The organism is Echinicola rosea (assembly GCF_005281475.1).
GTDB lineage: Bacteria > Bacteroidota > Bacteroidia > Cytophagales > Cyclobacteriaceae > Echinicola > Echinicola rosea.
Map to the genome: position 1 here is coordinate 5886733 of NZ_CP040106.1, position 24912 is coordinate 5911644.

Genomic DNA, 24912 nt, shown 5'->3' on the forward strand with positions numbered 1-24912 from the left:
CATACCGATATGAAAAATCAATTACAGAAAACTCTCACGTGGCTGGCGGCATTTTTGTGCCTGTCCTCCCAAGTGGTACTGGCACAGGGCGTCTTACGGGGGCGGGTCATCGATGCCCAAAACCTATCCATGCCGGGCGCAAATGTGGTTTTGCAAAACACCAGACTGGGTACTGTCACCAACCAGACAGGAGATTATTCGATTGTGGACCTTCCTGCCGGGGACTATGAAGTCTCCGTTTCGTACCTGGGCTATGGCTCAGTGATCCATACCGCTACCGTAACGGACGGTGAAACCACGATCTTGAATTTTAAACTGGACCAAAAGACCATCGAAAACCTTGAGTTTGTGGTCATGGGCGACCGTCTAAAAGGGCAGGCCAAGGCCCTGAGCCAGCAAAAGAACAATCCCAACATCACCAATATCGTTTCCTCAGACCAGATAGGCCGTTTTCCCGATGCCAATATCGGGGATGCTCTAAAGCGGATCCCGGGGATTACCATGCAAAACGACCAAGGTGAAGCCCGTGACATCATCATCCGCGGAATGGCACCACAGCTCAACTCCGTCACGCTAAATGGTGAAAGGATTCCTTCTGCGGAAGGGGACAACAGACAGGTACAGATGGACCTGATCCCTTCAGACATGATCCAGACCATCGAAGTGAACAAAGCGGTACTGCCCAGCATGGATGCCGATGCCATCGGTGGCTCGGTAAACCTGGTAACCCGCCAAGCACCTAATGAACTTCGTATTTCCGGTACGGCAGCTTCCGGCATCAACCTGCTATCGGACAAACCTATCTGGACAGGTGCCATGATCGTCGGCAACCGTTTTTTTGACGACAAACTGGGAGCCATCGTCTCAGCTTCTTATAACAACCATAACTTTGGATCGGAAAACATCGAATCGGTATGGTATAACAGTGACAATGGGGTCGGCCTAGAGGAATTTGAAATGCGAAAATACCTGGTCCAAAGGGTGCGCCGATCAGTATCCCTGGCCTTGGATTACGAAATCAATCCAAACCATACGCTGCTGCTTTCCAGCATGTACAATCACCGTGACGACTGGGAAAACCGCTTTGCCATGAAAGTGGACAATCTGGATGATGTATTTGATGACGGTAATTATGAAGAGGTATCCCCAGGAGTATTCACTTCATCTGGCGCAAGGGTGGAATATGAAACCAAAGGTGGCCTGGAGGCAGGCAGGAACAAACAGCCAAGACGATTGGAAGACCAGCGTGTAAAGAACTTCACCCTAGGTGGTGATCACCTGTTCGATAAACTGAAAATGGACTGGTCGGCCACTTATGCCAAAGCTTCCGAAGAACGTCCCCATGAACGGTATATTTCTTATCGGGAAGAGGACCAAAACGTCAACATCGACATCACCAATCCCCGAAAGCCTTATGCGGCCTTGGCCAACCTATCGGATAATTTGGGGTACGGCCTGGACAACCTTTCAGATGAATACCAGTACACCTTTGATGAAGACCTCAATGCCAAATTGGATTTCAAGCTTCCTTACAGTGACAAGGGGATCATGCAGTTTGGTGGCCGGTACAGGGGCAAATACAAAAACAGGAACAACAACTACTACGAATACTCCCCGCTGGATGGGGATGCCTTCGGCGCGACCTTGGGCGATGTACCCTACACCGATCAATCCGACGCCAACTTCCTACCGGGCAGCCAGTACCTTATCGGCAATTTTGCAGATGCGGATTTCCTGGGCAACCTGGACCTGAACGACCCTTCCCAATTTGAAGGAGAACCGGTGTACGAGGAATTTGTACCTGGCAACTATTCCGCCAATGAAACCATCACCGCTGCCTATGCCATGGCTGACCACCAGATCACCGAAAAACTGTCCACCATCGTCGGCCTTCGGTGGGAGCATACCAGCATTGACTACACGGGGAACCTGTATGATGTGGACAACGAAACCTTCAGCCAGACCACCCAAGACGACAGCTATTCCAATTTCATGCCCGGTGTGCATTTGAAATACGATGCGGATCCAAATACCATCCTAAGGTTTGCATGGACCAACACCATCGCCCGGCCAAATTATTACGACCTGGTTCCCTATGCTGAATTTGTCGCTGAAGACGATGAGCTTTCCCGGGGAAATCCAGACCTGTTGCCTACCACTGCCATGAACTTTGACTTGATGGCCGAGAAATACTACGACAACGTTGGACTGATTTCATTGGGTGGTTTTTACAAGGACATTGACCAGTTTATCTATGAAAAAACCGATCTGAACTATAACGATCCGGTATTCGGCGACAACTTGGAATATACCCGTCCGGAGAACGGGGGAACAGCCGCCGTTTACGGGCTGGAGGCCTCTATTCAGAAGCAAGTCTGGAAAGGCCTGGGGATCTACCTGAATTATACCTTCACCCAGTCGGAAACCACTGGTATAGAAGGACGTGAAGGGGATGACTTGGAGCTTCCGGGTACTGCACAGCATATGTTCAACGCCTCCCTTTCCTATGAAACCAATAAGTTGGTGATCCGGGCCTCCCTAAACTACGCCGGAGATTACCTGGACGAACTTGGAGGGGAGCAGTTTGAGGACCGGTATTACGACGAACAAATGTTCCTTGATGTAAATGCCTCCTACGCTTTCACGCCCAAATGGCGTTTGTTCTTCGAAGGCAATAACCTGACCAATCAGCCTTTACGTTACTATCAAGGCATTCGTGCCAGGACCATGCAGGAAGAGTATTACAACGCCCGGCTGAACTTCGGTGTGAAATTCGACCTGTTCGAATAATCCCTTTTCAGCCCTACATCTAAAAAGGCTGCCTCACTTGACCAATTGTCCGATAATAAACCGGGCCATTGGTACCAAAAGTGAGGTAGCCTTTTCTTATTTCAAGGGAATGCACCCTTTCACATCAACCCGTATTTTGGCATTTTTTCAGGATCTTACCTCCCTTCTCATAAACAGGTAATAGCCCAGGGCAAAACACAATAGCGTCGCAGCCACCAGACCACTTACTTGTGGCCATACGACCATTAGGCTGTCCTTGAGCGAAAGCGGTGAAGGTACTGCCCCGGCCATTTGCTCCATGGACACCGGTCCAAGGCTTCTGACCGACGGCATCAGCAAAGTAGTGGTGGCATCGGAAAACAATTGGCTTGGTGCCAGCCTCAGCAAGGAAAGTACCATGCCATTCAGTTGGATAGCCTCGGATTGGGACAGTCCCCTTACGTCAGGCCCCAACGCTCCCACTGCCAATTCAATGACAATACGATAAAACACCGTAAAGAAAAGCCAAATGCCAATTGCTGCCAATGCCGAGGTCGAGGGCTGCCGAAAAATGATCGAAAGCAAAATCGCCAATGCAAGCCAAAAGCCTACATAAAAGGTACACAACAGCGTAAAAGCCAAGATCCTTAGCACCTCCTCTGCTTCCACCATTATGCCGGTAAGCACCATTCCCCCACCGATCATCAGAAGTGAAAGGCATAAGAGCAACACCCCCACCAACAAGAGGGAACCGGTAAATTTTGACAATAGTAAATTGTCCCGATAAACCGGCTGCGCCATCACCCTGGTCAAAGTGCCGTTTTGCTGTTCCGAATTTATGGCATCAAAACCCAATCCTATCCCCAGCAGTGGCCCCAGAAAGTTCAGGAACACATGGAAGGGAGGAAGGACACCTTCAGTTGTCGTCAGCAGCTTCAAGTATAAAAACAAATCGTCAATGTCCTTAGCCTTGGCGACTACCTCCCGAAGATTGGTTATGGCCACAGCAGTAGTACCCCAAAAGGTCAGCACGATCAATCCCAGCAACACAATAAACCGCCAACTGCGCAGATGATCCGCTATTTCTTTTCTTACCATTGTCCAAAAAGGACTTCGCCACATCCCCTGTCCTTGGACAATCGGGGATTCCAATGATGTCGTCATGTTATTCATGATAGGTTATGATCACTGTTTTGGTGTTCAAAATACGTTTGGTAAATTTCCTCAAGGCCATATTCCCTTTTTTGGACTCCCGAGACAGCATAGTCCTTGCTCACCAAAAAACGGACAATATCAGGGGTAATATCAGCCGAACTGGCAATTTCCAGTGATGTACCGTTTACAGATACCTCTTGTACCTTTTCTAGTTCCAACAGGGCGGCTTCGTCCTCCCATGGTGATTGCAGCGCTTTTGCCAAGGTAATGTTTACCGTATGGGCATGCCTGGCAAACAATCGACGGGAAAGAGAATGGATACTGCCCTCTCCCTGTAAGGTCCCTTTTACAAAAATCCCCACACGGTCGCATACCTGCTGCACTTGGTGCAGGTGATGGCTGCAAAGCAATACCGTAAGGCCTCGCTCCTTGCTCAAGGAGGAGATCAAGGACAGAAATTCCTTTACCCCACTGGGATCGATCCCCAATGTGGGCTCGTCCAAGACCACCACCTGGGGATCTTTGACCAACACCTCTGCAAGCCCCAACCGTTGTTTCATGCCCCTTGAATAGGCGCGGGTCCTTTTGTGAACGGCATCTCCGGTAAGGCCTACGGTCTCCAGCATGGACAGGGCACGGTCTTTTACGATGCTTCGGGAAATGCCGTTCAGCTCACCGATGTACATCAGGTTTTCCAGGGCGGTCATATTGTCGTAAAACCCCACGCTGTCCGGCATGTACCCTACATATTTCTTTACGGCTAATGGATTGGTGGTCGCGTCAACCCCACACACCTCCGCCGTACCGTTAGTAGGTTCCGTCAATCCCATCATCATCAAGATCGTGGTCGTTTTCCCTGCTCCGTTTGGCCCCAGCAGGCCAAAGATCTCTCCTTGATGGATTTTCAGGTCCAGCCCATCTACCGCTTTGAACGAACCGTAGTATTTTGTCAAGTTGTTCAATTTAATAATTGGATCATCCATAAGCCTGCTTACCTCCTTCCAAATTTTCTGATCAAGTAATACACCAAACCGATGGCCACAAGGATCACCAAAATACCGACCCATCCTGAAAGCAAGGAAGTGGTGACGGTCATACGGTAAGACGCCTCGCTGTTGGTTTCAGCGGTCTTGGCGGTAAACTTGTTCACATAGTCTCCTGGCAAGGTTTTCTCTGGTACAGTGACAGTGGCCACCACATCAACAGATTTCCCGGGATCAAGTTGTTCGATGGTGGAAGGTGAAAAAGTGGCTTCCCACTTGGGCGGGGTGCGGGATGACAGGGAGACATCGCCAAGGGGTAGCGAACCTGTATTCTTAACCTGTAAATTCACCTGTTTGTTTTTTCCCTCGGTCACTTCTCCGCTTAACCTTCCAGAAGGAGTAGTAAGCATGATTTCATAGTCACCCTCCACCACGGCTTCCAGGTTAAGGGAAAGGGAATCCGACCCGACAGCATGTACAGGCACGTCATATTTACCCGGTGCTGCCCCATGGGCGGGGGTGACCTCAATGGCGATCGATTCAGATTTTTTGGGATCCACTTGGAGGGAAGTGACCTGCTTGCCACTTACTTTAAACCTTACCCGCCACCCATCAGGAGCCCGACCATCCAAAGTGTACTTTGCAGACGTGGAGGCTCCGTTTTTTAAGGTCGCTTGGTACCGAAAGGTCTCGCTCACCGGTGCTTCCAAATTGATCAGTCGGGCGGTAAGGGAGGAACCGCTCTCCGGGGCCTGTGCGGCAGTTTCCACTACCGACAGGCAAAACAAAACAGCCAATAAAACAAAGAAAAGGTGATTCGCGCCCATCATGGGCTTTCCATTGTTAAAACTATCTACTGACATAATTTAAATAAGTGAATGTTATTAATTGATTAATAATGACGCCTATCCAAATAATCCCTAGACAACCCTAAGAATAGCAACCCCAATTTTATTATAAGGAAAAAATTTATGCAAAAAATTAACGTTTTTTAACACACCTGAATAGTATAATACTTGGCTTAAAGGCAACGCCGCCAACAAACGTCCCGCCCAAGTCAAATAAGGGACATTCCCCGCGGCCGGGAAAGGGCAGCATCCACCCATCGGCGTAAATACTGCCCCAACATTCTGCGCCCCCGTGCTTTAGCGGGATTTGTCATCTTTACCAAACCATTTTTTCAGAAATTCGATCAACTCCTCAAAGTGTCTTTCAAGAAAATCCAACACCTCTTCAATGGCCTCGTCAAGTGCATTTTCTACTGGATCAAACGCCTCCCCATTGAAATACCGCGGCTTGGATCCGGGGCCGTCTGGAGAGCCATGATGTTCGTCAATGGACTTGCGCCATCGTTCGGCATGCGTGCGCCATTCATGTTGGTTGACCAATTCCGGAGCCTCGAACCAGACATTCCAGGACAGGATATTGCCCGGAGCCAGCATATTGCCCGATGCGATATTGAACGCCTTCATGACCAGCTCATTAAACTCGTCCACCTTCGGGTCATTGGTTTTGGTGATTTCACCAATTTCAACATCCAGATGACCAACAGCCCATGCCATTTCGTTATGGCGGCTAAATTCCGGACTTTTAAATGCCGTGGACTCCCCTGCCCTCAAGGGAAAAATCGGTTGGTCGGGCTTCTTTGGGCAATGCGTCGTCACCTTAATGGCATTGGCCTTGTCCAAAGGGAACGGATGATGGCTTTTTTCCAATATCGCCCACATCAATTGACCGAAAACCCCTTGCTTTGGACTAAACCATATCTTCCCTTCCACGGTCATGTCACCGGCCAACAACGGTCCCTCTGATGGGACATCGGGCGTTTCGTCCACCCATCCCCGCTGGCCTGTGACGGTCACCTCCACGTTAAGGCATACTTTATCAAAAATCCATACCCCTTGCTGAGGACAAATGATGGAATATACCCTGCCCGTATCCGTATAGCCCAATCTTGAAATATATGGGGCAAACATCTGGAAACACCGGGTGGACTCCTCCCCTCCCGGAACAGTTTTCCAACTAAATTCCGGCCATTTCACAGGCATCTGCCTTTGGAGCAGGTTGATATTGGCCAAATTATCCAACATGGGCAAAGCACTCAAATCAGGATCGGGGTAGGCGCATTTCGGGTGTTTTTTAAGAAAGCCTCCTTTCCAGCCCGGCACGGGCTTGGCGTTTTTTAAAGTGTACATGATTCTTTTGTTTTATGGTCAACATAACATTTGGCATTTTCGCCATGATCAATAAAAAAACCTACTCATGAAAACCGGTAAAAGCACCCATGCAAAAACAGATAAGGTCATTCCCGCTGCGGTGTGTCCCGGATCCTTTTGGTTACCATATCAGCACCTCATCGGGCTGCCTTCGTTCATTTTTCCTAAATAGGTTAAAGACCACCATAAACTCTTGGGTAGTGCCCGACAACAGGAAACTCCTATTTGTGGGAAATTCATACACATAACCTATTTTAAATTTGTCAAAGACCAGTCCTGCTTGGAGATTATTGGCATAATCGATCCGGTGTCCCCCGCCTATCCATAACCTGTCCATAAATAAGGCCTTAACATTGAATTCGATATTATCGGGCAAATCCTGCTGCGCCCTATAAAAGAAATTGGTGCTAATCGCCAAATTACTGCTCAGCGCTTCCCGGTATCCAGCCTGTACGATATAGTTGACAGGCCGACCTTCCATGAAATCATCACCACTGGAAATCCTTCCCCCATTTACTTGATGCATGGCATAGGAAAGGTAGTAGTTGGAATGCGTCAAGGCCAGCCCCAGGTTAAAATCAACAACCTGCATGTCAGAAAAGCCTCCTATATAGTGACTGAGCACATCATCGGCCTGCTGCTCCACCGTCATGGCCGTACCGTCCAACCTCACATTGGTATAACTTACCCCTGCTCCAAGTCTCAAATTATGCTTGGCCGTCAATCTCACCCGACTGGCATAGGACACCACCAGTCCCGTTTCCTTAAACGCCCCGTATTGATCAAACAACAAGTTCAGTCCCACTGCATTTTTTCCCATTAGCGCGGGATCATCGCTTCCCTTCATCTCGGCAAAGTCCAACTCCCCACTGAAGAACATGGTCTTGGGTGCCCCTTCATATCCACTCCATTGATTCCTTACAAACCCACGGAGGGTACTCCCCTCATAGCCTGTTAGGCCGGGATTATAATAACTCTGGAAAAAGCTGAACTGGCTGATGTACTTTCTGGACTGCCCCTGTACAGTCAACGCCCCAAACAACATTAAAAGCAAGATTAGAATAACTGTTTTGTTCATGTTGGCAACCTGATTATTGATTGGCACACTGCGTTGTCCTGGCTGGTCGATATATTTGCTGTTTTCTTTCATCTCCTCAATAAATTTAATGTACCCCTTCTCACTTCTCCGGTTTCTCCTACTTCTATCACCCAGAAATAGGTTCCTCCGGCCATTTCCTTCCCATTGAACGAACCGTCCCAATGCTCTTCAGGGTTTTCGGAATAGAACAGCCTGTTACCGCTGCGCTCAAAGACCATGATCCTCACTCCGGCGTAGAATTTCAATTCCTCCACTCCCCAGGTATCGTTGGCACCATCTTGGTTTGGAGTGAAGGTATTATAGATCACGACCTCATCCAATGGCTCCCTTAGACGGTTGATGACAAACGGCTTTTTCAATTGGTTGCCATCTGCGTCGGTCACTTCCAAAAGCACCTCAAATGCCCTTCTGCCCGGCAATGCTTCCGTGCTGCTCCAGTAGAGTGTGTTCCCGGACAAATTGAAATAGGCATTGTCCACGGCATCTCCCGCCATGGCCAGTGAATGCTGGTCATCCACGGGGTCGATTACCGTAAGCACACCAACCGCAATTTGTTGTCGGCCTACTTCAGCAGTAAAACTATCATTGTCCAAGGTGATATCTTCAGGAGCAGGCTTGGGCAGGACGACCACCTCCTGGAAAGGCCCGGCCGCACTATTGGTAACCCCTGGCGGGAGCGTGACAGCTCCCGCCACCGTATAGCTTCCCCTCTTCCTAGAGGCAATGGAAGTCCTGTCCCATACGACCGGTAAATTGATCATTTCATCATGACGTGTTCTTACCAGCACTTCCTCGGGAAGTGGGATTTGGCCTGGCACAATCCCCCAGTCAGTCTCCACCACAGGTTGTTCATAAAATTCCACTATCTCAATGGACGCAATGGTCAAGGTAGCCCCCTCAAACTGCAACAGGTAATTTTCACCCGCAGCCAGGTTCCCCCTGCCAATGGCATAGCTTCCCACGGATTCTCCAGCACTTCGATCCAATTTTCCTGTAAATACTTCATATCCGTCGCCATGGGCAAAGCCCGTCGCCTGATAGGTAAAGACAGGATCCTCGACGCCATAAATCCTGACATGATCATTCGCCGTAACCTTCAATACCGCCGGGCTGATCTCAAAACTGCCGTCAACGTAGCTGATGGTATAGTTTCCTGAAATCTGGCCTGAGGCCGTGATCACATAATCCCCAACATCTTCACCAGCCGTTCTCGAAATGGAAAGTGTTCCGCCAAGATCCCCTTCATCATCGCCATTGGCAAAGCCCGCATACGAAACCGTCAAGGCTGGATCGGCAGTGCCGTAAACCTTGGTCTTGTCCTCTGCTGTCACCGTCAGGGCCGCCGGGCTGATCTCAAAGTTGCCATCAACGTAGCTGATCGTATAGTTTCCTGAAGTCTGGCCTGAGCCCGTGATCACATAATCCCCAACATCTTCACCTGCTGCGCGCGAAACCGTCAAGCTGCCGCCAAGGTCCCCTTCATCATCACCATTGGCAAAGCCCGCATACGAAACCGTTAAGGCTGGATCGGCAGCGCCATAAACTTTGGTCTTGTCCTCCGCCGTCACCGTCAGAACTGCCGGGCTGATCTCAAAGTTGCCGTCAACGTAGCTGATCGTATAGTTTCCTGAAGTCTGGCCTGAGGCCGTGATCACATAATCTCCAACATCCTCGCCTGCTGCACGGGATATCGTTAAACTGCCGCCAAGGTCCCCTTCATCATCACCATTGGCAAAGCCCGCATAGGAAACCGTCAAGACTGGATCGGCAGTGCCGTAAACTTTGGTCTTGTCCTCAGCCGTCACCGTCAGGGCCGCCGGACTGATCTCAAAGTTGCCGTCAACGTAGCTGATCGTATAATTCGGGGAGGTGTAGCCAGAAGCCGTAACCGCATAATCTCCAACATCCTCGCCTGCTGCACGGGATATCGTCAAACTGCCGCCGAGATCACCTTCATCATCGCCATTGGCAAAGCCCGCATACGAAACCGTCAAGATTGGATCGGCAGCCCCGTAAACTTTGGTCCTGTCCTCAGCCGTCACCGTCAGGGCCGCCGGGCTGATCTCAAGGTTGCCGTCAACGTAGCTGATCGTATAATTCGGGGAGGTGTAGCCAGAAGCCGTAACCGCATAAGTGCCCACATTCTCACCTGCTGCACGGGAAATCGTCAAGCTGCCGCCAAGATCACCTTCATCATCACCATTGGCAAAGCCCGCATAGGAAACCGTCAAGGCTGGATCGGCAGTGCCGTAAACCTTGGTCTTGTCCTCTGCTGTCACCGTCAGGGCCGCCGGGCGGATCTCAAAGTTACCATCAACGTAGCTGATCGTATAATTCGGGGAGGTGTAGCCAGAAGCCGTGATCGCATAATCTCCAACATCTTCGCCTGCTGCACGGGATATCGTTAAACTGCCGCCAAGGTCCCCTTCATCATCACCATTGGCAAAGCCCGCATAGGAAACCGTTAAGGCTGGATCGGCTGCACCGTAAACTTTGGTCCTGTCCTCAGCCGTCACCGTCAGGGCCGCCGGGCTGATCTCAAAGTTGCCGTCAACGTAGCTGATCGTATAGTTTCCTGAAGTCTGGCCTAAGGCCGTAATCACATAATCTCCAACATCCTCGCCAGCCGTTCTCGAAATGGAAAGTGTTCCCCCAAGGTCCCCTTCATCATCGCCATTGGCAAAACCTGCATAGGAAACCGTCAAGGCTGGATCGGCAGTGCCGTAAACCTTGGTCTTGTCCTCCGCCGTCACCGTCAGGGCGGCCAGACTGATCTCAAGGTTGCCGTCAACGTAGCTGATCGTATAGTTTCCTGAAGTCTGGCCTGAGGCTGTGATCACATAATCTCCAACATCCTCGCCTACTGCTCGCGAAACCGTCAAGCTGCCGCCAAGATCACCTTCATCATCGCCATTGGCAAAACCGGCATAGGAAACCGTCAAGGCTGGATCGGCAGCGCCGTAAACCTTGGTCTTGTCCTCCGCCGTCACCGTCAGGGCCGCAGCAGTTACGGTTAAGGTTTGGTCAACCGAAGCAGCTGCATTGGTGGTTTGGTTGCCATTTTGGGAAGCGGTAATTTGTGTTGTACCCGCATTTAGGATCGTAGCCTGATTTCCACTAATGCTGACAACCGAAGGATCATCCGCCACATAGGTCACTTGCAATCCCTGATCTGTCTGTGCATCTCCCAAGGTAAACGTTGCATCGCCATATACTTTGGCCGCAATCGGTCCGAAATCAATGGTCTGATCCGCTTTCACAGGCCCTTCCAAGGTACTTTCAACTGTCGCACCAGCATCTTGTCCATCGCTAGGAGTCACCTCCACACTGAGAAACTTTCCCCGGTCTCCAGTTTTCAAGGTATATTGTTTATTGTTTGCCGTCGGAATGGCGGATTTGCCGGTTCCGGTATTGTCGTCAGATTGGTACCATTGATAAACGGTACCGCTTTCTGCATCTCCATCAGCATCATTAAAGGTATAGTCTGCCGACAAGGATTCTCCCACCGTCAATACGCCACTAATGGAAAGCCCACTGACCGTAGGTGCTGCATTGGTATCTTTGGTGCTGGTATCGCCCACGGAGGCTCCTTGGTTTCCGAACGAATCTGTCAGGGTCATTGACAAGGTAATGACCCCATCGTCAAGGGTAGAGATATCTATCCCAATCACCTGAGCACCTGGGGCAGAAACGGTGCCTGTACCGTTGATGGGAGTTCCTCCACCTGAACTTGAGAGTTCATATTCATACGTCGCACCCACTTCTGCCCCTGAAAAGGTAAAGCTGACCGCTGATTGGTTTGCCGCATTGATATTGCTTTGGTCTATTGTCGCACTATAGCCCGATGGAGCTGAAGTGTCCTTTGCCTTTGTGTCCGTAACGGCTGAGCCCGTATTTCCAAAACTGTCTGTCAGGGTAACGGACAGGGTAACGGTGCCGTCTCCCAAACTGCCAAGGTCGATCCCCGTGATTTGGGCAGTGGCCGTGGAAACGGTTCCTGATCCGGTTACATTTGTCCCTCCTCCTGCACTGGAGAAGGTATAATCATAGTCCGCGCCCACCTCAGCGCCGGCAAAGGTAAAGCTGACAGCTGATTCATTTGCCGCATTGATATTGCTTTGGTCTATTGTCGCACTATAGCCCGATGGAGCTGAAGTGTCCTTTGCCTTTGTGTCCGTAACGGCTGAGCCCGTATTTCCAAAACTGTCTGTCAGGGTAACGGACAGGGTAACGGTGCCGTCTCCCAAACTGCCAAGGTCGATCCCCGTGATTTGGGCAGTGGCCGTGGAAACGGTTCCTGATCCGGTTACATTTGTCCCTCCCCCTGCACTGGAGAAGGTATAATCATAGTCCGCGCCCAACTCTGCACCGGCAAAGGTGAAGCTGACAGCTGATTCATTTGCCCCGTTTATATTGCTTTGGTCTATTGTCGCACTATAGCCCGATGGAGCTGAAGTGTCCTTTGCCTTTGTGTCCGTAACGGCTGAGCCTGTATTTCCAAAACTGTCTGTCAGGGTCACGGACAGGGTAACGGTGCCGTCTCCCAAACTGCTAAGGTCGATCCCCGTGATTTGGTCAGTGGCCGTGGAAACGGTTCCTGATCCGGTTACATTTGTCCCTCCTCCTGCACTGGAGAAGGTATAATCATAGTCCGCGCCCACCTCTGCACCGGCAAAGGTAAAGCTGACTGCTGATTCGTTTGCCCCATTGATATTGTTTTGGTCGATTGTCGCACTATAGCCCGATGGAGCTGAAGTGTCCTTCGCCTTTGTGTCCGTAACGGCTGATCCCGTATTTCCAAAACTGTCTGTCAGGGTAACGGACAGGGTAAGGGTGCCGTCTCCCAAACTGCCAAGGTCGATCCCCGTGATTTGGGCAGTGGCCGTGGAAACGGTTCCTGATCCGGTTACATTTGTCCCTCCTCCTGCACTGGAGAAGGTATAATCATAGTCCGCGCCCACCTCTGCACCGGCAAAGGTAAAGCTGACAGCTGATTCGTTTGCCCCATTGATATTGCTTTGGTCTATTGTCGCACTATAGCCTGTCGGTGCGGCCAAATCGGCATCCTTGATCGTTAGGGTTACCTGCTGGCTACCACTCTCCACCGCATTGGTAGGGCTCTCCATATCGATAATGATCGTTTCATCGCCTTCCTCGACACCGTCAAAAAGCGATGTAACACGCACACTGTCCACCACCTCTCCTGGAGACAGGGTAATCGTACTTCCCGTGATACTATAATCGGTTCCTCCACCTATGGCCGTACCCGAAAAGGACAAGGGAATGGTCACCGATACTCCGGACACATTGTCTATTTTCCCTCTTACATAGGCCTGCCCTCCGGCTTCATTGGTAATGGGATTCCAAAAATCCACTATTTCCAAGGTCGCATTGGGTGGTGTATCATCATTCGCTATGGTATATGTCACTTGCTGAACTCCATCTTCAATGCCTCCCGTAACCGAACTTATGTCAATGATGACCGTTTCGTTATTTTCGTATATGTTGTCATTGATATTTTGCAAAGTGACCGATCCGGTGGTACTTCCCGCAGGAACATTGATCGTTGTGCCACTTAGGGTGTAATCCACCGCATTGGTAGCTGTGCCGCCAAAGGACAGGTTTACGGTTGTGTTCATACCGTAACTGTTGGAAAGCGTTGCGGTTAGGGTGGTCGCTGTAGTTATACTTTCGGTTTTGGAAGTGGAATTTATGCTGAGTGTCACCGTGGGTACCGGGGATACATTCAAAGTAGCGGTATAATTTCCCGTGCTATTGTCTGTGCCATCATTTACTTCAAATTGAAAGGAGGTGTTGGTGCTTCCGCTTTGGATATAATGCAAATGGCCCGCATCCAAGTTTGCCTTGCTGATCTGCTGGTTGGCACTTACTTCCTCGCCACCGTCATAAACATCATCATTGTCCGCATCCAAAAATAAGGTCCCAGCGCTGGGAATCGACTCGATCAGCACATGGTCCAAGGGATCTCCATCACCGTCCGAATAACCAAAATCCGAAGTGGAAAAAGTATAGACCAAATCTTCGAAAGGGCCATTTGAAGCAGTAAAGCCAGAGGCAGTTGGGGCGGTATTTGCCGCAGGAACACTATAAACGATATCATCCAAATCCACAACAATGTTCCCACCGGAAATGGTAAAGCTTGTGATATCGCTAAAACCAGGCTCAGATGAAAAATCATAATTTTGCTGAAGAAAATAGAGTCCATTGGAAGTAAAACTCTTATTCCCTCCCGCATTGGATGAAAAGGTGATGTCAGCATCTGCAAGAATATCAAAGGATAAGGAATGGAGACTAAAGCTACCCCCAGAGCTCAGACTTATGACAATACTACTAATATTAAAACTGCTATTTGAATCAAATTGAAGGGCATAGTCTGCAGCTCCTCCTTCAGACAAAGAATAGGTAGAATTTGAAGTAGCATGTGAATAATTCGAACTTGTTCCTGTGATCTGATACCTGATACCATCATTTGAAAAGTCTTTACTGGTAATTGCAAATCCAGAATCGTCATCAAAATTCTCTGTAAGTGTCTGCCCATTTACCTGAAAGCAGCAAAGCAGGCACAGAGCCACCAATAGGATCTCCTTAAAATATCGTATATCGTAAATATGTTTCATAGTTTCTGTTTCGTGGGCCAACTGCTATTGACCGGGTAATCAAATCATGACCGATTCCGAGAAAGCAATCGCTGAATGCGTAAAGCCAGTATGTTTACAAACGGGCTAGGGCAGGGAAAACCACTTCCCTGCCTTATTAGCAGCTAATTATTAACTGATCAATCCCGAGGAGGGAAGATTCCCTGCACACAAATGATAAAACTGATGCAGGAATAGGGCTGAACATTGTTCACTGGTAAATTACTTCCTGTCCTCCCCGTTTCCGAAACTGACTGGCTGCCAGCGTTCAGTGAGACACTGGGCGCTTCATTGTTAAACCCTTGTGCTGGCCTACCCGCTGCCACGGGTGCCGCTATAGTCGCTGCTCCATTGGTTCCCGGTATTTGCTCGGTAGCCTGTGCAGGGCTTGCCTTGATCGAGACCGGAGCCAACGAGTGACTGTGGGAAGGTAGGTTGGCTAAGGTAAGCGTATTAGTTTCTGCACCACCTTTTTGTCCCAATCTATGATCGGACAATCCCGGCCCATGGCCCGGTCCTACAGGGACTCTTCCCCTTAGGTCCGGCAGTGCAAAAGTAGTCCTCCCATCTCCACCATAGGTAGTCCCCAGCAGGGAAAAAAGTGCTGTATATTGTGCTATGGGAAGCAGCTGTCCCTCGCAGTACATCCACCCTCTCGGGGCAAAGGTTCCTGCAAACATTTTAATTGATGCCATGTACTCGTCCATTTTTTCGTTGTTTTAGGTTAAAAATTGATTTTCTTGTAATTGCTATTTGTCGTTAACTTGGTCTTGGTATGCCTTGGTGATCTTTTGGTAAATTGCTTTCATTTCTCCAATTACCTTATCGTACTGCTCTGAAAGGTGTTGAAGGTCTTGGCGAATATAAGGATTATTTATGTCATTTAGCTTTTTGGATTCCAACATGCCTTTTCGGTGATCGAGCTTGAATATTTGCGTTCTCAATACATCCATGCTCCCTAATAAAATCTGCACGCGATCCGATTGGTACTTTTCAGGATCCTGCTGCAGCTCCCTTAGAAAACCAAACCACGCCATGCTGTGTGCACAGCTTAGGCGGCTGTTCCGTACAGCCAGTGGACAAAAACCCCTTCGTTTCCAAGCATGATGCTGCGTCCCCTGTTCGTTGTCCGCAGGTGCATACGCTTCATGGGCAAGTCCACAATTACACACCTTGTACCTTAATAAGTCCATATCCTCATGCCTGACAACTCTCCTGTGCGTCGTTTTATTGATCCCTACACTTCATCCACTACATGCTTCCCAATATTCCTCTTTGAAAACAATTTCCCTTTTGGCTACGGTGTTTTTATGCTTTGTCCCGACTTTGGAAACATAGACCACACTGGATCGGGGGCTTCCTGTACGGAGATTGATCGCACCCCGCGGCCCGGTCACGTTTACCCGCTGTAAAGCCGGTAAAATGCCACTTGGTGAAGGGGAATGTCTTTTTTGGTTGGGATTTCTCAACAGCAAACCTATTTCGTAGGCTAGCAGGGCATAGGGGGATGGAATGGTAGCAAAATGCCGCTGAAAACGCTCCACAAATTCCATATTAGCCTCATTTTCGAGCTCTAGGAACCAAGTGGATGCCGAAAACAGGGACTTACTACTGACCTCCAGGACTTTGATCATATCCATGGCATCCTGACAATAATCCAACAGGTCTTCACCTACATGGCCTGTCTCCTTGTCGCTATCCAAAAGGCTTGTAGTACTGTCTATCTTACTGAGACAAACACAAGACTGCTGATCCAACAAGTCCTTTACAAAATTCGCCAGCACAAACTGACTGGAAGATAAATAAAGGCTGTTGACAAAAACATGTGGCAACTTTTGGTTCCACACATTTCCACTTTTGGCAATATTGATTACCACAACGGGACAGCGACAATTTTTCATGCTCTCCATGATACCCGGTTCCCGGTTCCCTCCCAGCACCGCCAATATCAGCGATACACCGGATACTGACTCAAGTTGCTGAAGGGACCGTTGAAAATCTCCCTTTCCATTGGATTGGTAATATTGGACTGCAAAGTCCACTTCATCGTGCCCATCGCTGGTTACACCGATTCTCAGGCCATTTTGGATTTCCTGTTCAACGCTGGAAACCTGGCCTGAGAACGGTATAAACAATCCTACTTTCATCACCTAAAAATTAACTTTTACTATCAATTTCTTTTTACTCATGTTGGTATGTGCAAATTTGCGCTTTTCCCAATCTCCCTGACAGCGCAAAAATCCCTATTCACCAAATCAAGTAGAAATACTTGGTTATGCCAACCGTAAAAGGAGCCTACCAAATGGAAGTGGCAGGAGAAAATCCCCTGCCACCCTGTAAAAAATCAAACGCCCACCTCATCGGCAAGCACCCTTTCACGTACCAACTTACCGTTGGTCTTATCCTTCAGCTCGATTTTTGAATTGGAATAATAGCCGATTTCGATGTCCTCTGTGGACTGGACGGAATTTTTTATCCCTCCCGAAGACATCACTCCTCCTATCCCAAGGCTGTAAAAGTGGTGCCCCTTGTAGGTCGGATTATAGTTGATTGCCGTGCTGCCTATCAGGTAGGCATTATAGCGCAACCTTACCTTCATCACTCCCCTGCTCGCCGAGAGTTCTGCGAGAATGGATTGTCCTGGATCCAGTTCGACACTGACGCCTGCCGTCGATCCCACGGTAATGGATTTGGACTCTTGGCCGCCTATCCCCCAGGATTGGCTGTAGGAAAGGGAGGTCTCCCCTCCACCACCGGCACCAAGAAACTTCACATCATAGCTAAACTTCTGGCCAATTGATAATGTCCCTCCTGTACTCCAATTGGAGCTGGTGGTATTGTTTACCGAATCCGAAATGGCTACGTTAAACGTTCCCTTTTTACTGCTTTCATTGGTAAACTCCTGCGTCTTTACAATCACCGGTTCTGATGTAATGCCTAATATCTCCGCACTTTGCACGACCAAGACCATCTGCACCTGGGGCCAGCTATAGGTCTTGTATAGATCGCCCCAAGGTGTCGGGCTGTGCAAATAGGTATCATTGGGGGATTTGCCAAAATACGCTTTGACAGCATCTTTGAGCTGCTTGCTCCCCAATTTAAAGGTTGTTCGTTCCTCGTCGGTGATGACATGCTGAACGGTTCCGCTTGCATTTACACTGGAAACGGACTCATCATGTCCTGCGATAATACTGATGTTGATTCCCATGATTTTAAGGATTTTATGGTTAAAAAAAACTTGGTGTTGCCTACTCTTTTATAGGGATTTTCAGCGCTCTCCCTGCTTAGAAAAATGCCCATGGCCAATGCTTGGCCACTAGCATTACAACAAAATGCCTGTTGTTGTCAAAAATACAGGCTTGCTAGCTTCACCTGTAACCGTTGGCGTAATCTGATTCCTTGGCACAAAATGTACGCTTGGCCGGAATTTGGTGTTTTCCGGAGCAAGCAAGGCCAAGTATTTTTTCTTTTCGTTATTTCAAAGTTCTATAAAACCCTACTTTTACAACAGCGCAGAAATCGCCATCTTTTCCTTCGGGTATTATTACCTACATCGGAAAATGTGCCAATAGCTTCTTCATTTATATCTGCCGTTCCTACGGAACTGGACCTTTTGTGGGTAATCATTTTTGGTGCAGGTGACAACCTGCACCTTCTATATGATCCTGCGCCAAATGCGGATGAGGCAGGATGCTCAGTTGCTAACGCATATTCAGCGTTCAATGCCGTTTAGTTAAGAAGATTTTCCAATACGGATCGTCCATTGAGAGCGTTATTATTTTAATCCATGGCCTTTTAAAATATGTACAAAATGGATCCGCCTTGCAGGTATGGGGCGTTAAGAAATTAAAAATCGGGGAATCATTGTCTCCACAAGGTCAATCCTTCAGGGGATCGGTCAGGTCAGAAACATCGATGATCTCATGCTGCAGGCCAAACACAATCAGGCCTACCACATTCTTAGAGTTGGTCTTACTTAGCAGGTTGTTCCGGTGTCCTTCCACCGTCCGTTCACTTAAAAAGAGCTTTTCTGCAATTTCCTGAGTCCTATATTGCTGACAGAGAAGCAATAAAATCTCCTTTTCACGCTTGGTGATAAAGTTGGCATCAAACTCCGACGTACTGTTTTTCTTATTCCTGTTATGAAAGTCCCCATTGATGATCTGCAGGACTTCATTACTGTAAAAAAATCCCTTGCTGGCCACTTCCCTGATCACTTCCAGCATGGTTTCCGGACTGCTATCCTTGGTGATATAACCAGAAGCACCGAGATTTAGCATATTGAGAATAAATGCCTTGCCCTTGTGTGTGGTCAGTGCCACCACATTGGTGTCAGGGTATTTTTTGGTAATCACCTTGGTCGCTTCCACGCCATTCATTTCGGGCATCTTCAGGTCCATCAGGATGATGTCCGGGAACTTGCTATCACCTCTGGCTGCTGCCAGGTTTTCCATCAGTTCAACACCATTCCCTACATCAAAGACCACTTCATAATTCTCGGTGTGCTCCAACAAGTGACGAAGTGCTGACCGAAATAGCCGTTCATCATCGGCTAAGGCTATCCGTATTTTTTGCTCCATTAAAGTCTTTTTTTATGGTCAATGTTATGCCATTTCCTGCGCTGGTAACCAAATCCATCTCTCCCTGCATCATGGCCACCCTGTTTTGGATATTCAGCATGCCAATACCTGCATTGGCCCTATGCCCATCAAATCCCTTTCCATTGTCCCTGTACAAATAGTCAATTCCATCGGGTCCTATCTGAATCTTGATAAGGACTTCCGAGGCCCCTGCATGTTTGACGGTATTGTTCAGGAGCTCCTGAGTGATCCGGTACAGGATCAACCTGCTCTCCTGATCCAATAGCTCCTCCTGCATGGAAGCCAGCAATTCACCGGAAAGTCCCTCTTCAGTACGGGGAAGGCCATCAAGCAATTCAGCAATCCCGGCTTCCAGTCCGAATTTTTCCAAGATCACTGGTGAATGGGCATGACTGAGTTCCCGGGTAATGCTGATCACTTTTTCTGAAAGGGCCAACACCTCAGGCAATAACCCATCTTTGTCTCCAGCGGACAATTGGTGCAGGCTTAATTTGATAGTCGTCAATTTCGAACCGATGTCATCATGCAGCGCATCCGATACCCGGCGACGCTCTTCTTCCTGAGACCTGATCACGGTATGTAATAAGTCGGTCTGATGCTTCAGCTTGAGCTCCGCATTCCGCATTTTTTCCTGGATGACCTTTTTCCTGAAAAGCTCCAAGGAAACGATCACCACTACCGCCAAGACCAAAACCAGGCCGATGGCCAAGGTGATATACCTTACGAACTCCGTACTCTCCATAGCTGTGCAAAATAAAATCCTTGGAAGACCAGAAACAGCAACAAGTTAATGAGCAATAGCGGCCTCCAGTCCAACTGGTTCAACTTATCTCCCAATAGAAATACGATAGAGCTCCCCCCTGCGTACACGATCATGCCATAGTTCAAAAGCTTATGGGCGATCTCTTTTTCTTTCAACACGCCATGGACCAAATAGAAAATGGACGTAAACACAAACACCAAGTTCATGACAAAGTAAGAATATCCACCAAACACCTGGGCCAAATTGTCCCATTTGGAACTGTACTCCCATACTATCAAGCCCAGACAAATGACAAGGAAAGCCAAAAACCCCTTTTTGGAAGGACTGGACGGTAAGATCAACCAATAGAAAAGGCCATAGCCTATCAGTTGGGCAGCAAAGTAAACGTGGAACAGCAGCAAGTTACTGATCGAAAACCTAGCAAGGGAAAAGCTTACCACCTGGACTATATAAACGATAAAGAAGGTGACCGTAAAGACCTTGGTAGGTAGATTGGATTTTTTGAAACAAACTCCTCCAAAAATTACCACCAATGATAATGAAATCAAATTCAGGTAATTCAATATACTATAGCCACTCATTATCGTTTGCTAATTCCAGGTGATATACTATTTATGATTGCCCGCACTCATGCCAGTAACAAGGGTTCCAACGGTTTTCTCGGATGATCACATGTAGCACATCAAAAACCTGTGCTATCCCGTGCAATCCATGCAACATTCTCCTTTAGCTAAAGCTTTACCGGCACAATGCGAACATGCATCTACCATTAAATGCTCAGCAAGCCATCGTCATCCATTTCTCCACAATCCGGAGGACACGGTCTGGTAAAATCATAAACAAACTGTCCCTGCGCTTCGTTGGTCATGTCATTTCCCTTCTCATCCACGCCGACAATCAGGAGTTTCTCCATATCACTGTCATCAATCCCCAAATAGGCACGGACATTAGCGGCACCCACCTCCGCAATCACCTCTTGAAGGTCAACCATGGGAACCAAAAAACCATTGACAGGGGTCTTTTTGTTGTAATCTTTTTCCATTTTTTTCCACCTTTTCATCCATTTTTTGGCGGTCGCTTTAGGAATAGTATTTTTCATAGTTTTTATTATTTTTGATTAAAAAGAATCAAACTTGGGTAGGGGGTGAATTATACTGCAAGCTAATCCTAAATAAAGGATAATCAAAGCATGTTTTGGTAATTATAAAATATTGCCGGATACTTTTTACAAACAATTATCTAACGTTAGTTTACTTTAATACTCGTTTTTGTTACAAAAGGCCAGTAATAAACATAAAAATATCAACTTGACAATAGATGGTGCATTTGGGTGAATATATAATAAAAAACAGATTTTATATTACCAAATACACAAGCTTACCAACAGGCAAAATTCTTCGTATCTGCTGACCGTGTAGCAACCACTCAGTCCACCATCCTCTGATAATGATAATATAGTGTCATACTCCGCCTATATGCCGCAATATGCCTTGGTTGATATTCGCTACTTTTATGCTTGGGATCTTGATCCCTCCATTATGTACAGTAAATTCCACTGCGGGAATTTGGTCCGTGGACAAAAAGACAAAACGATTGATAACATGAAAATAAATCTGTTACTCGCCTTCTCATTATTTACCTTTTGCTGTTTAAGCACAAGTGTACAGGCCCAAAGCGGCGACCAGATCCTGGACGGTATCGGGGAAACAGACCTGATTGCCCGATACCTATTCGATGAAGATGCCAAGGATTGGTCACGAAACAACTTACATGCCCTCGTCAAAGGCCCTGATGCTGCCTTTGTCAAGGATGAAAAATTCGGTAGCGTACTTACCCTTTCCGGAAAAGAAAACCCCTTCGTTTCCATCCCTGCGGAGACGCTGACCGGAGTGGAATCATTAAGCATATCGGGCTGGGTATTCCTTAGAAACACCCTAGCCGGACAAGTGCTGTTTGATATCGGCACGGGCAATAAAAGTCGGTTTTCTGTACTTCCTACAGGAAACGGGCACAAGAAAAACCTTATCACCACCATCAACAAACCATCAGGAGAACGCATTGAAATCCTCGCCTCTCCCCTTCCCATTGGCCAGTGGAACCATGTGACCGTTGTCCTGGACATTCCCTCCAAATCCGTCAGCTACTACATAAACGGAAAAAAAGCAGCCTCAAGTGATGATGTCGTCCTTGACCTGTCCGAGCTATTTGGAAACCAGGTGGGCAAAAACCACTTTTCCATTGGAAAACCCCTGACAGCAGATGCCCCTTATCTGGATGCCAAAGTGCACGACGTCAGAATATACAGGATACCGCTAAATCCGCGACAGGTAGCCAATATCTACGACAATGCTTCAAACAAAGGGGAAAACAGGGTCAACGAACGAAAAGGGCCTCAGGATGATTTCCAGGAATTTTCGCACAGCCACCTCCAGTTGTACAACGAATACCTCATGGAAGTGGCCGATGTGCAGGTGGAAACAAAAGTAGGACATCTTCCACGCCTCCCGCGCTACCTTAAAGGAACTTATCGTGATGGCATTAACGGCCCCATGGTCCGGGTCATCTGGCCGGCCCCTAAAGGCAACAGCGCGGTACTTGAACCCGGACAATACACTGTTATCGGAAAAATTGCAGGTTCGTCGATTGCCCCGAAGGCCATCGTCACCATCAAGGAAAGTAACGGAATAGCTGCACCGAAACAGAGCCTCGAAGCCTTTGGCTTGGACGAGGTCACCTTGGATGCCGATACGCACGGACATTCCTCCAAATTCATTGAAAACCGTGACAAATTCATCACCACCTTGGCCAAAACCAATCCGGATGATTTTCTGTATATGTTCCGAAATGCCTTTGGCCAAAAGCAACCTGAAGGTGCCAAACCGCTGGGCGTATGGGACAGTCAGGAAACCAAGTTGCGAGGGCATGCCACAGGCCACTACCTGACGGCCATTGCCCAAGCCTACGCCAGCACAGGCTATGACTTGTCACTTCAGGCCGATTTTGCCGATAAGATGGCGTACATGGTCAATACCCTCTTCGAACTGTCCCAATTATCGGGAAAGCCGGCGGCTTCAGGAAAGGGATATACCGCTGATCCATTAGCTGTCCCTGTGGGACCGGGGAAGGCTTCCTACGACTCTGACTTGAGCGAAAAAGGCATTCGTACCGATTGCTGGAATTGGGGAGAGGGCTATATCAGCGCCTACCCGCCGGACCAGTTTATCATGCTCGAAAAGGGCGCCAAGTATGGCGGCCAAAAAGACCAGGTATGGGCTCCCTACTACACCCTTCATAAGATCTTGGCAGGACTAATGGACATTTATGATGTCAGTGGCAACGAAAAGGCCTTGGAAGTAGCCAAAGGTATGGGAAATTGGGTAGCGGCACGCCTGGACAAACTGCCTACCGAAACCCTGATCAGTATGTGGAACACTTATATCGCCGGAGAGTTTGGCGGGATGAACGAGGCGATGGCACGGCTTTACAGAATGACAGGTGAACCCAATTATTTGGCTGCGGCAAAATTGTTTGACAACATCACTGTTTTTTATGGTAATGCCGACCATACCCACGGACTGGCAAAAAATGTGGACACCTTCAGGGGATTGCATGCCAACCAGCACATTCCCCAAATCATGGGTGCACTGGAAATGTACCGTGATACCGAAAATGCCCCATACTACCGTATTGCAGACAATTTTTGGCACATCGCGACCAATGATTACATGTACAGTATCGGAGGGGTAGCCGGAGCCCGCACCCCGGCCAATGCCGAATGCTTCACCACGGAACCCGCTACTTTATACGAAAACGGTTTTTCAGCAGGAGGACAAAATGAAACCTGCGCAACTTATAACATGCTCAAGCTGAGCCGAAACCTGTTCCTGTTCCAGCAAAACCCCGCTTACATGGATTACTATGAGCGCGGACTGTACAATCACATTCTAGCATCGGTGGCAGAAGACTCCCCTGCCAATACTTACCATGTTCCCTTGCGACCAGGATCCAGAAAGCAATTTGGCAACCCCGAAATGAAGGGCTTTACTTGCTGCAACGGAACGGCCATCGAAAGCAGTACCAAATTGCAAAACTCCATTTATTTTAAAAGTATCGACAATAACAGCTTATACGTCAACCTTTTTGTTCCCTCCACCCTCCATTGGAGAGATCGAAAGGTGACCATCGTCCAGTCCACTGCTTTCCCAAAAGAAGACCACAGTCGGCTTACCATTCAGGGAAAGGGTAAATTTGAGTTAAAAATCCGCGTTCCCAAATGGGCCAATAAAGGGATGACGGTCAAAATAAATGGCCAAGATCAGCAGATCGATGCCGCACCGGGAAGCTACGCCACGATCAGCCGTAAATGGAAAGATGGCGATACCATCGATATCCACATCCCGTTCCATTTCTATCTCGAACCTGTCATGGACCAACAGAACATCGCCAGCCTATTCTATGGGCCGATACTGCTGGCCGCCCAGGAAGACGAGCCCAGAAAGGAGTGGCGAAAAGTAACCCTTGATGCCAGGGACATTGGCCAATCGATCATCGGCAATCCGGAAAAACTGGAGTTCACCATTGACGGAGTGCCCTACAAACCTTTTTACGACACCTATGACAGGCACTCGGTTTACCTGGACGTGACCTTGGAGTAAGGTTAAGTTTGGGAG

Annotated in this window: 17 protein-coding genes; 3 read left to right on the top strand and 14 right to left on the bottom strand. The window is 48.4% G+C overall.

Going from position 1 to position 24912, the window contains the following annotated elements:
* The first annotated feature begins 9 nt into the window (after window positions 1-9).
* On the top strand, window positions 10-2790 hold the full coding sequence (locus tag FDP09_RS22960) for a TonB-dependent receptor (protein WP_137404772.1): 2781 nt from the start codon (window positions 10-12) through the stop codon (window positions 2788-2790).
* A gap of 147 nt (window positions 2791-2937) precedes the next feature.
* On the opposite strand, the gene FDP09_RS22965 is transcribed toward FDP09_RS22960, so the two are convergent.
* The 10 genes from FDP09_RS22965 to FDP09_RS23010 all read right to left on the bottom strand — a co-directional run bounded on the left by FDP09_RS22965 (window position 2938) and on the right by FDP09_RS23010 (window position 18086).
* Window positions 2938-3933 (bottom strand): ABC transporter permease, encoded by a 996-nt coding sequence (locus FDP09_RS22965; RefSeq protein ID WP_229683454.1) that lies wholly within the window; start codon window positions 3931-3933, stop codon window positions 2938-2940.
* A gap of 5 nt (window positions 3934-3938) precedes the next feature.
* Window positions 3939-4877 (bottom strand): ABC transporter ATP-binding protein, encoded by a 939-nt coding sequence (locus tag FDP09_RS22970; protein ID WP_229683455.1) that lies wholly within the window; start codon window positions 4875-4877, stop codon window positions 3939-3941.
* A gap of 38 nt (window positions 4878-4915) precedes the next feature.
* A complete protein-coding gene (locus FDP09_RS22975) occupies window positions 4916-5770 on the bottom strand; it encodes a COG1470 family protein (RefSeq protein WP_137404775.1) in 855 nt (284 codons plus the stop codon).
* Window positions 5771-6052: 282 nt separating this feature from the next.
* Window positions 6053-7102, bottom strand: coding sequence for a hypothetical protein (locus FDP09_RS22980; RefSeq protein WP_137404776.1), 1050 nt, complete (start codon window positions 7100-7102; stop codon window positions 6053-6055).
* 142 nt (window positions 7103-7244) lie between these two features.
* On the bottom strand, window positions 7245-8273 hold the full coding sequence (locus FDP09_RS22985; protein ID WP_137404777.1) for a PorP/SprF family type IX secretion system membrane protein: 1029 nt from the start codon (window positions 8271-8273) through the stop codon (window positions 7245-7247).
* Window positions 8270-14860, bottom strand: a complete 6591-nt coding sequence (locus tag FDP09_RS22990) for an MBG domain-containing protein (protein ID WP_137404778.1) — start codon at window positions 14858-14860, stop codon at window positions 8270-8272. Before FDP09_RS22990 ends, FDP09_RS22985 begins: the two co-directional genes overlap by 4 nt.
* Before the next feature lie 158 nt (window positions 14861-15018).
* A complete protein-coding gene (locus tag FDP09_RS22995) occupies window positions 15019-15573 on the bottom strand; it encodes a phage tail protein (protein ID WP_308421155.1) in 555 nt (184 codons plus the stop codon).
* 54 nt (window positions 15574-15627) lie between these two features.
* Window positions 15628-16071, bottom strand: a complete 444-nt coding sequence (locus tag FDP09_RS23000; RefSeq protein ID WP_137404780.1) for a hypothetical protein — start codon at window positions 16069-16071, stop codon at window positions 15628-15630.
* Between the two features lie 51 nt (window positions 16072-16122).
* On the bottom strand, window positions 16123-17025 hold the full coding sequence (locus FDP09_RS23005; protein ID WP_137404781.1) for a type 1 periplasmic-binding domain-containing protein: 903 nt from the start codon (window positions 17023-17025) through the stop codon (window positions 16123-16125).
* Between the two features lie 197 nt (window positions 17026-17222).
* Window positions 17223-18086, bottom strand: coding sequence for a follicular epithelium yolk protein subunit (locus FDP09_RS23010; RefSeq protein WP_137404782.1), 864 nt, complete (start codon window positions 18084-18086; stop codon window positions 17223-17225).
* A 90-nt stretch (window positions 18087-18176) separates the two neighbouring features.
* Here FDP09_RS23010 and FDP09_RS23015 point away from each other — a divergent pair, with 90 nt between their 5' ends.
* Window positions 18177-18611 (top strand): hypothetical protein, encoded by a 435-nt coding sequence (locus tag FDP09_RS23015; RefSeq protein WP_137404783.1) that lies wholly within the window; start codon window positions 18177-18179, stop codon window positions 18609-18611.
* A 145-nt stretch (window positions 18612-18756) separates the two neighbouring features.
* Here the strand turns inward: FDP09_RS23015 and FDP09_RS23020 are convergent, their stop codons facing one another.
* From FDP09_RS23020 to FDP09_RS23035, 4 genes are all read right to left on the bottom strand, one after another.
* Complete coding sequence (locus FDP09_RS23020) at window positions 18757-19458, bottom strand: response regulator transcription factor (RefSeq protein ID WP_137404784.1); 702 nt, start codon at window positions 19456-19458, stop codon at window positions 18757-18759.
* Entirely contained in the window at window positions 19424-20221 is a 798-nt protein-coding gene (locus tag FDP09_RS23025) for a sensor histidine kinase (RefSeq protein ID WP_137404785.1), read from the bottom strand. Before FDP09_RS23025 ends, FDP09_RS23020 begins: the two co-directional genes overlap by 35 nt.
* Window positions 20200-20823, bottom strand: a complete 624-nt coding sequence (locus FDP09_RS23030; RefSeq protein ID WP_137404786.1) for a hypothetical protein — start codon at window positions 20821-20823, stop codon at window positions 20200-20202. The genes FDP09_RS23025 and FDP09_RS23030 overlap by 22 nt, the downstream gene beginning before the upstream one ends.
* A 188-nt stretch (window positions 20824-21011) precedes the next feature.
* The gene (locus FDP09_RS23035; protein ID WP_137404787.1) at window positions 21012-21341 is read right to left on the bottom strand and encodes a hypothetical protein; all 330 of its coding nucleotides are present in this window, start codon (window positions 21339-21341) and stop codon (window positions 21012-21014) included.
* Window positions 21342-21843: 502 nt separating this feature from the next.
* On the opposite strand from FDP09_RS23035, the gene FDP09_RS23040 reads away from it, so the two are divergent.
* Window positions 21844-24897: a beta-L-arabinofuranosidase domain-containing protein gene (locus FDP09_RS23040; protein ID WP_137404788.1), complete on the top strand. Its 3054-nt coding sequence runs from the start codon at window positions 21844-21846 to the stop codon at window positions 24895-24897.
* The last annotated feature ends 15 nt before the right edge of the window (window positions 24898-24912 follow it).

Coding starts and splice junctions, on each gene's coding strand:
- FDP09_RS22965 (WP_229683454.1), bottom strand. CDS start 3,933: ATGACGACATCATTGGAATCCCCGATTGTCCAAGGACAGGGGATGTGG.
- FDP09_RS23015 (WP_137404783.1), top strand. CDS start 18,177: ATGGCCAATGCTTGGCCACTAGCATTACAACAAAATGCCTGTTGTTGT.
- FDP09_RS23030 (WP_137404786.1), bottom strand. CDS start 20,823: ATGAGTGGCTATAGTATATTGAATTACCTGAATTTGATTTCATTATCA.
- FDP09_RS22985 (WP_137404777.1), bottom strand. CDS start 8,273: ATGAAAGAAAACAGCAAATATATCGACCAGCCAGGACAACGCAGTGTG.
- FDP09_RS23040 (WP_137404788.1), top strand. CDS start 21,844: ATGAAAATAAATCTGTTACTCGCCTTCTCATTATTTACCTTTTGCTGT.
- FDP09_RS22975 (WP_137404775.1), bottom strand. CDS start 5,770: ATGTCAGTAGATAGTTTTAACAATGGAAAGCCCATGATGGGCGCGAAT.
- FDP09_RS23005 (WP_137404781.1), bottom strand. CDS start 17,025: ATGAAAGTAGGATTGTTTATACCGTTCTCAGGCCAGGTTTCCAGCGTT.
- FDP09_RS23000 (WP_137404780.1), bottom strand. CDS start 16,071: ATGGACTTATTAAGGTACAAGGTGTGTAATTGTGGACTTGCCCATGAA.
- FDP09_RS22960 (WP_137404772.1), top strand. CDS start 10: ATGAAAAATCAATTACAGAAAACTCTCACGTGGCTGGCGGCATTTTTG.
- FDP09_RS23025 (WP_137404785.1), bottom strand. CDS start 20,221: ATGGAGAGTACGGAGTTCGTAAGGTATATCACCTTGGCCATCGGCCTG.
- FDP09_RS23010 (WP_137404782.1), bottom strand. CDS start 18,086: ATGGGAATCAACATCAGTATTATCGCAGGACATGATGAGTCCGTTTCC.
- FDP09_RS23035 (WP_137404787.1), bottom strand. CDS start 21,341: ATGAAAAATACTATTCCTAAAGCGACCGCCAAAAAATGGATGAAAAGG.
- FDP09_RS22995 (WP_308421155.1), bottom strand. CDS start 15,573: ATGGCATCAATTAAAATGTTTGCAGGAACCTTTGCCCCGAGAGGGTGG.
- FDP09_RS22990 (WP_137404778.1), bottom strand. CDS start 14,860: ATGAAACATATTTACGATATACGATATTTTAAGGAGATCCTATTGGTG.
- FDP09_RS23020 (WP_137404784.1), bottom strand. CDS start 19,458: ATGGAGCAAAAAATACGGATAGCCTTAGCCGATGATGAACGGCTATTT.
- FDP09_RS22980 (WP_137404776.1), bottom strand. CDS start 7,102: ATGTACACTTTAAAAAACGCCAAGCCCGTGCCGGGCTGGAAAGGAGGC.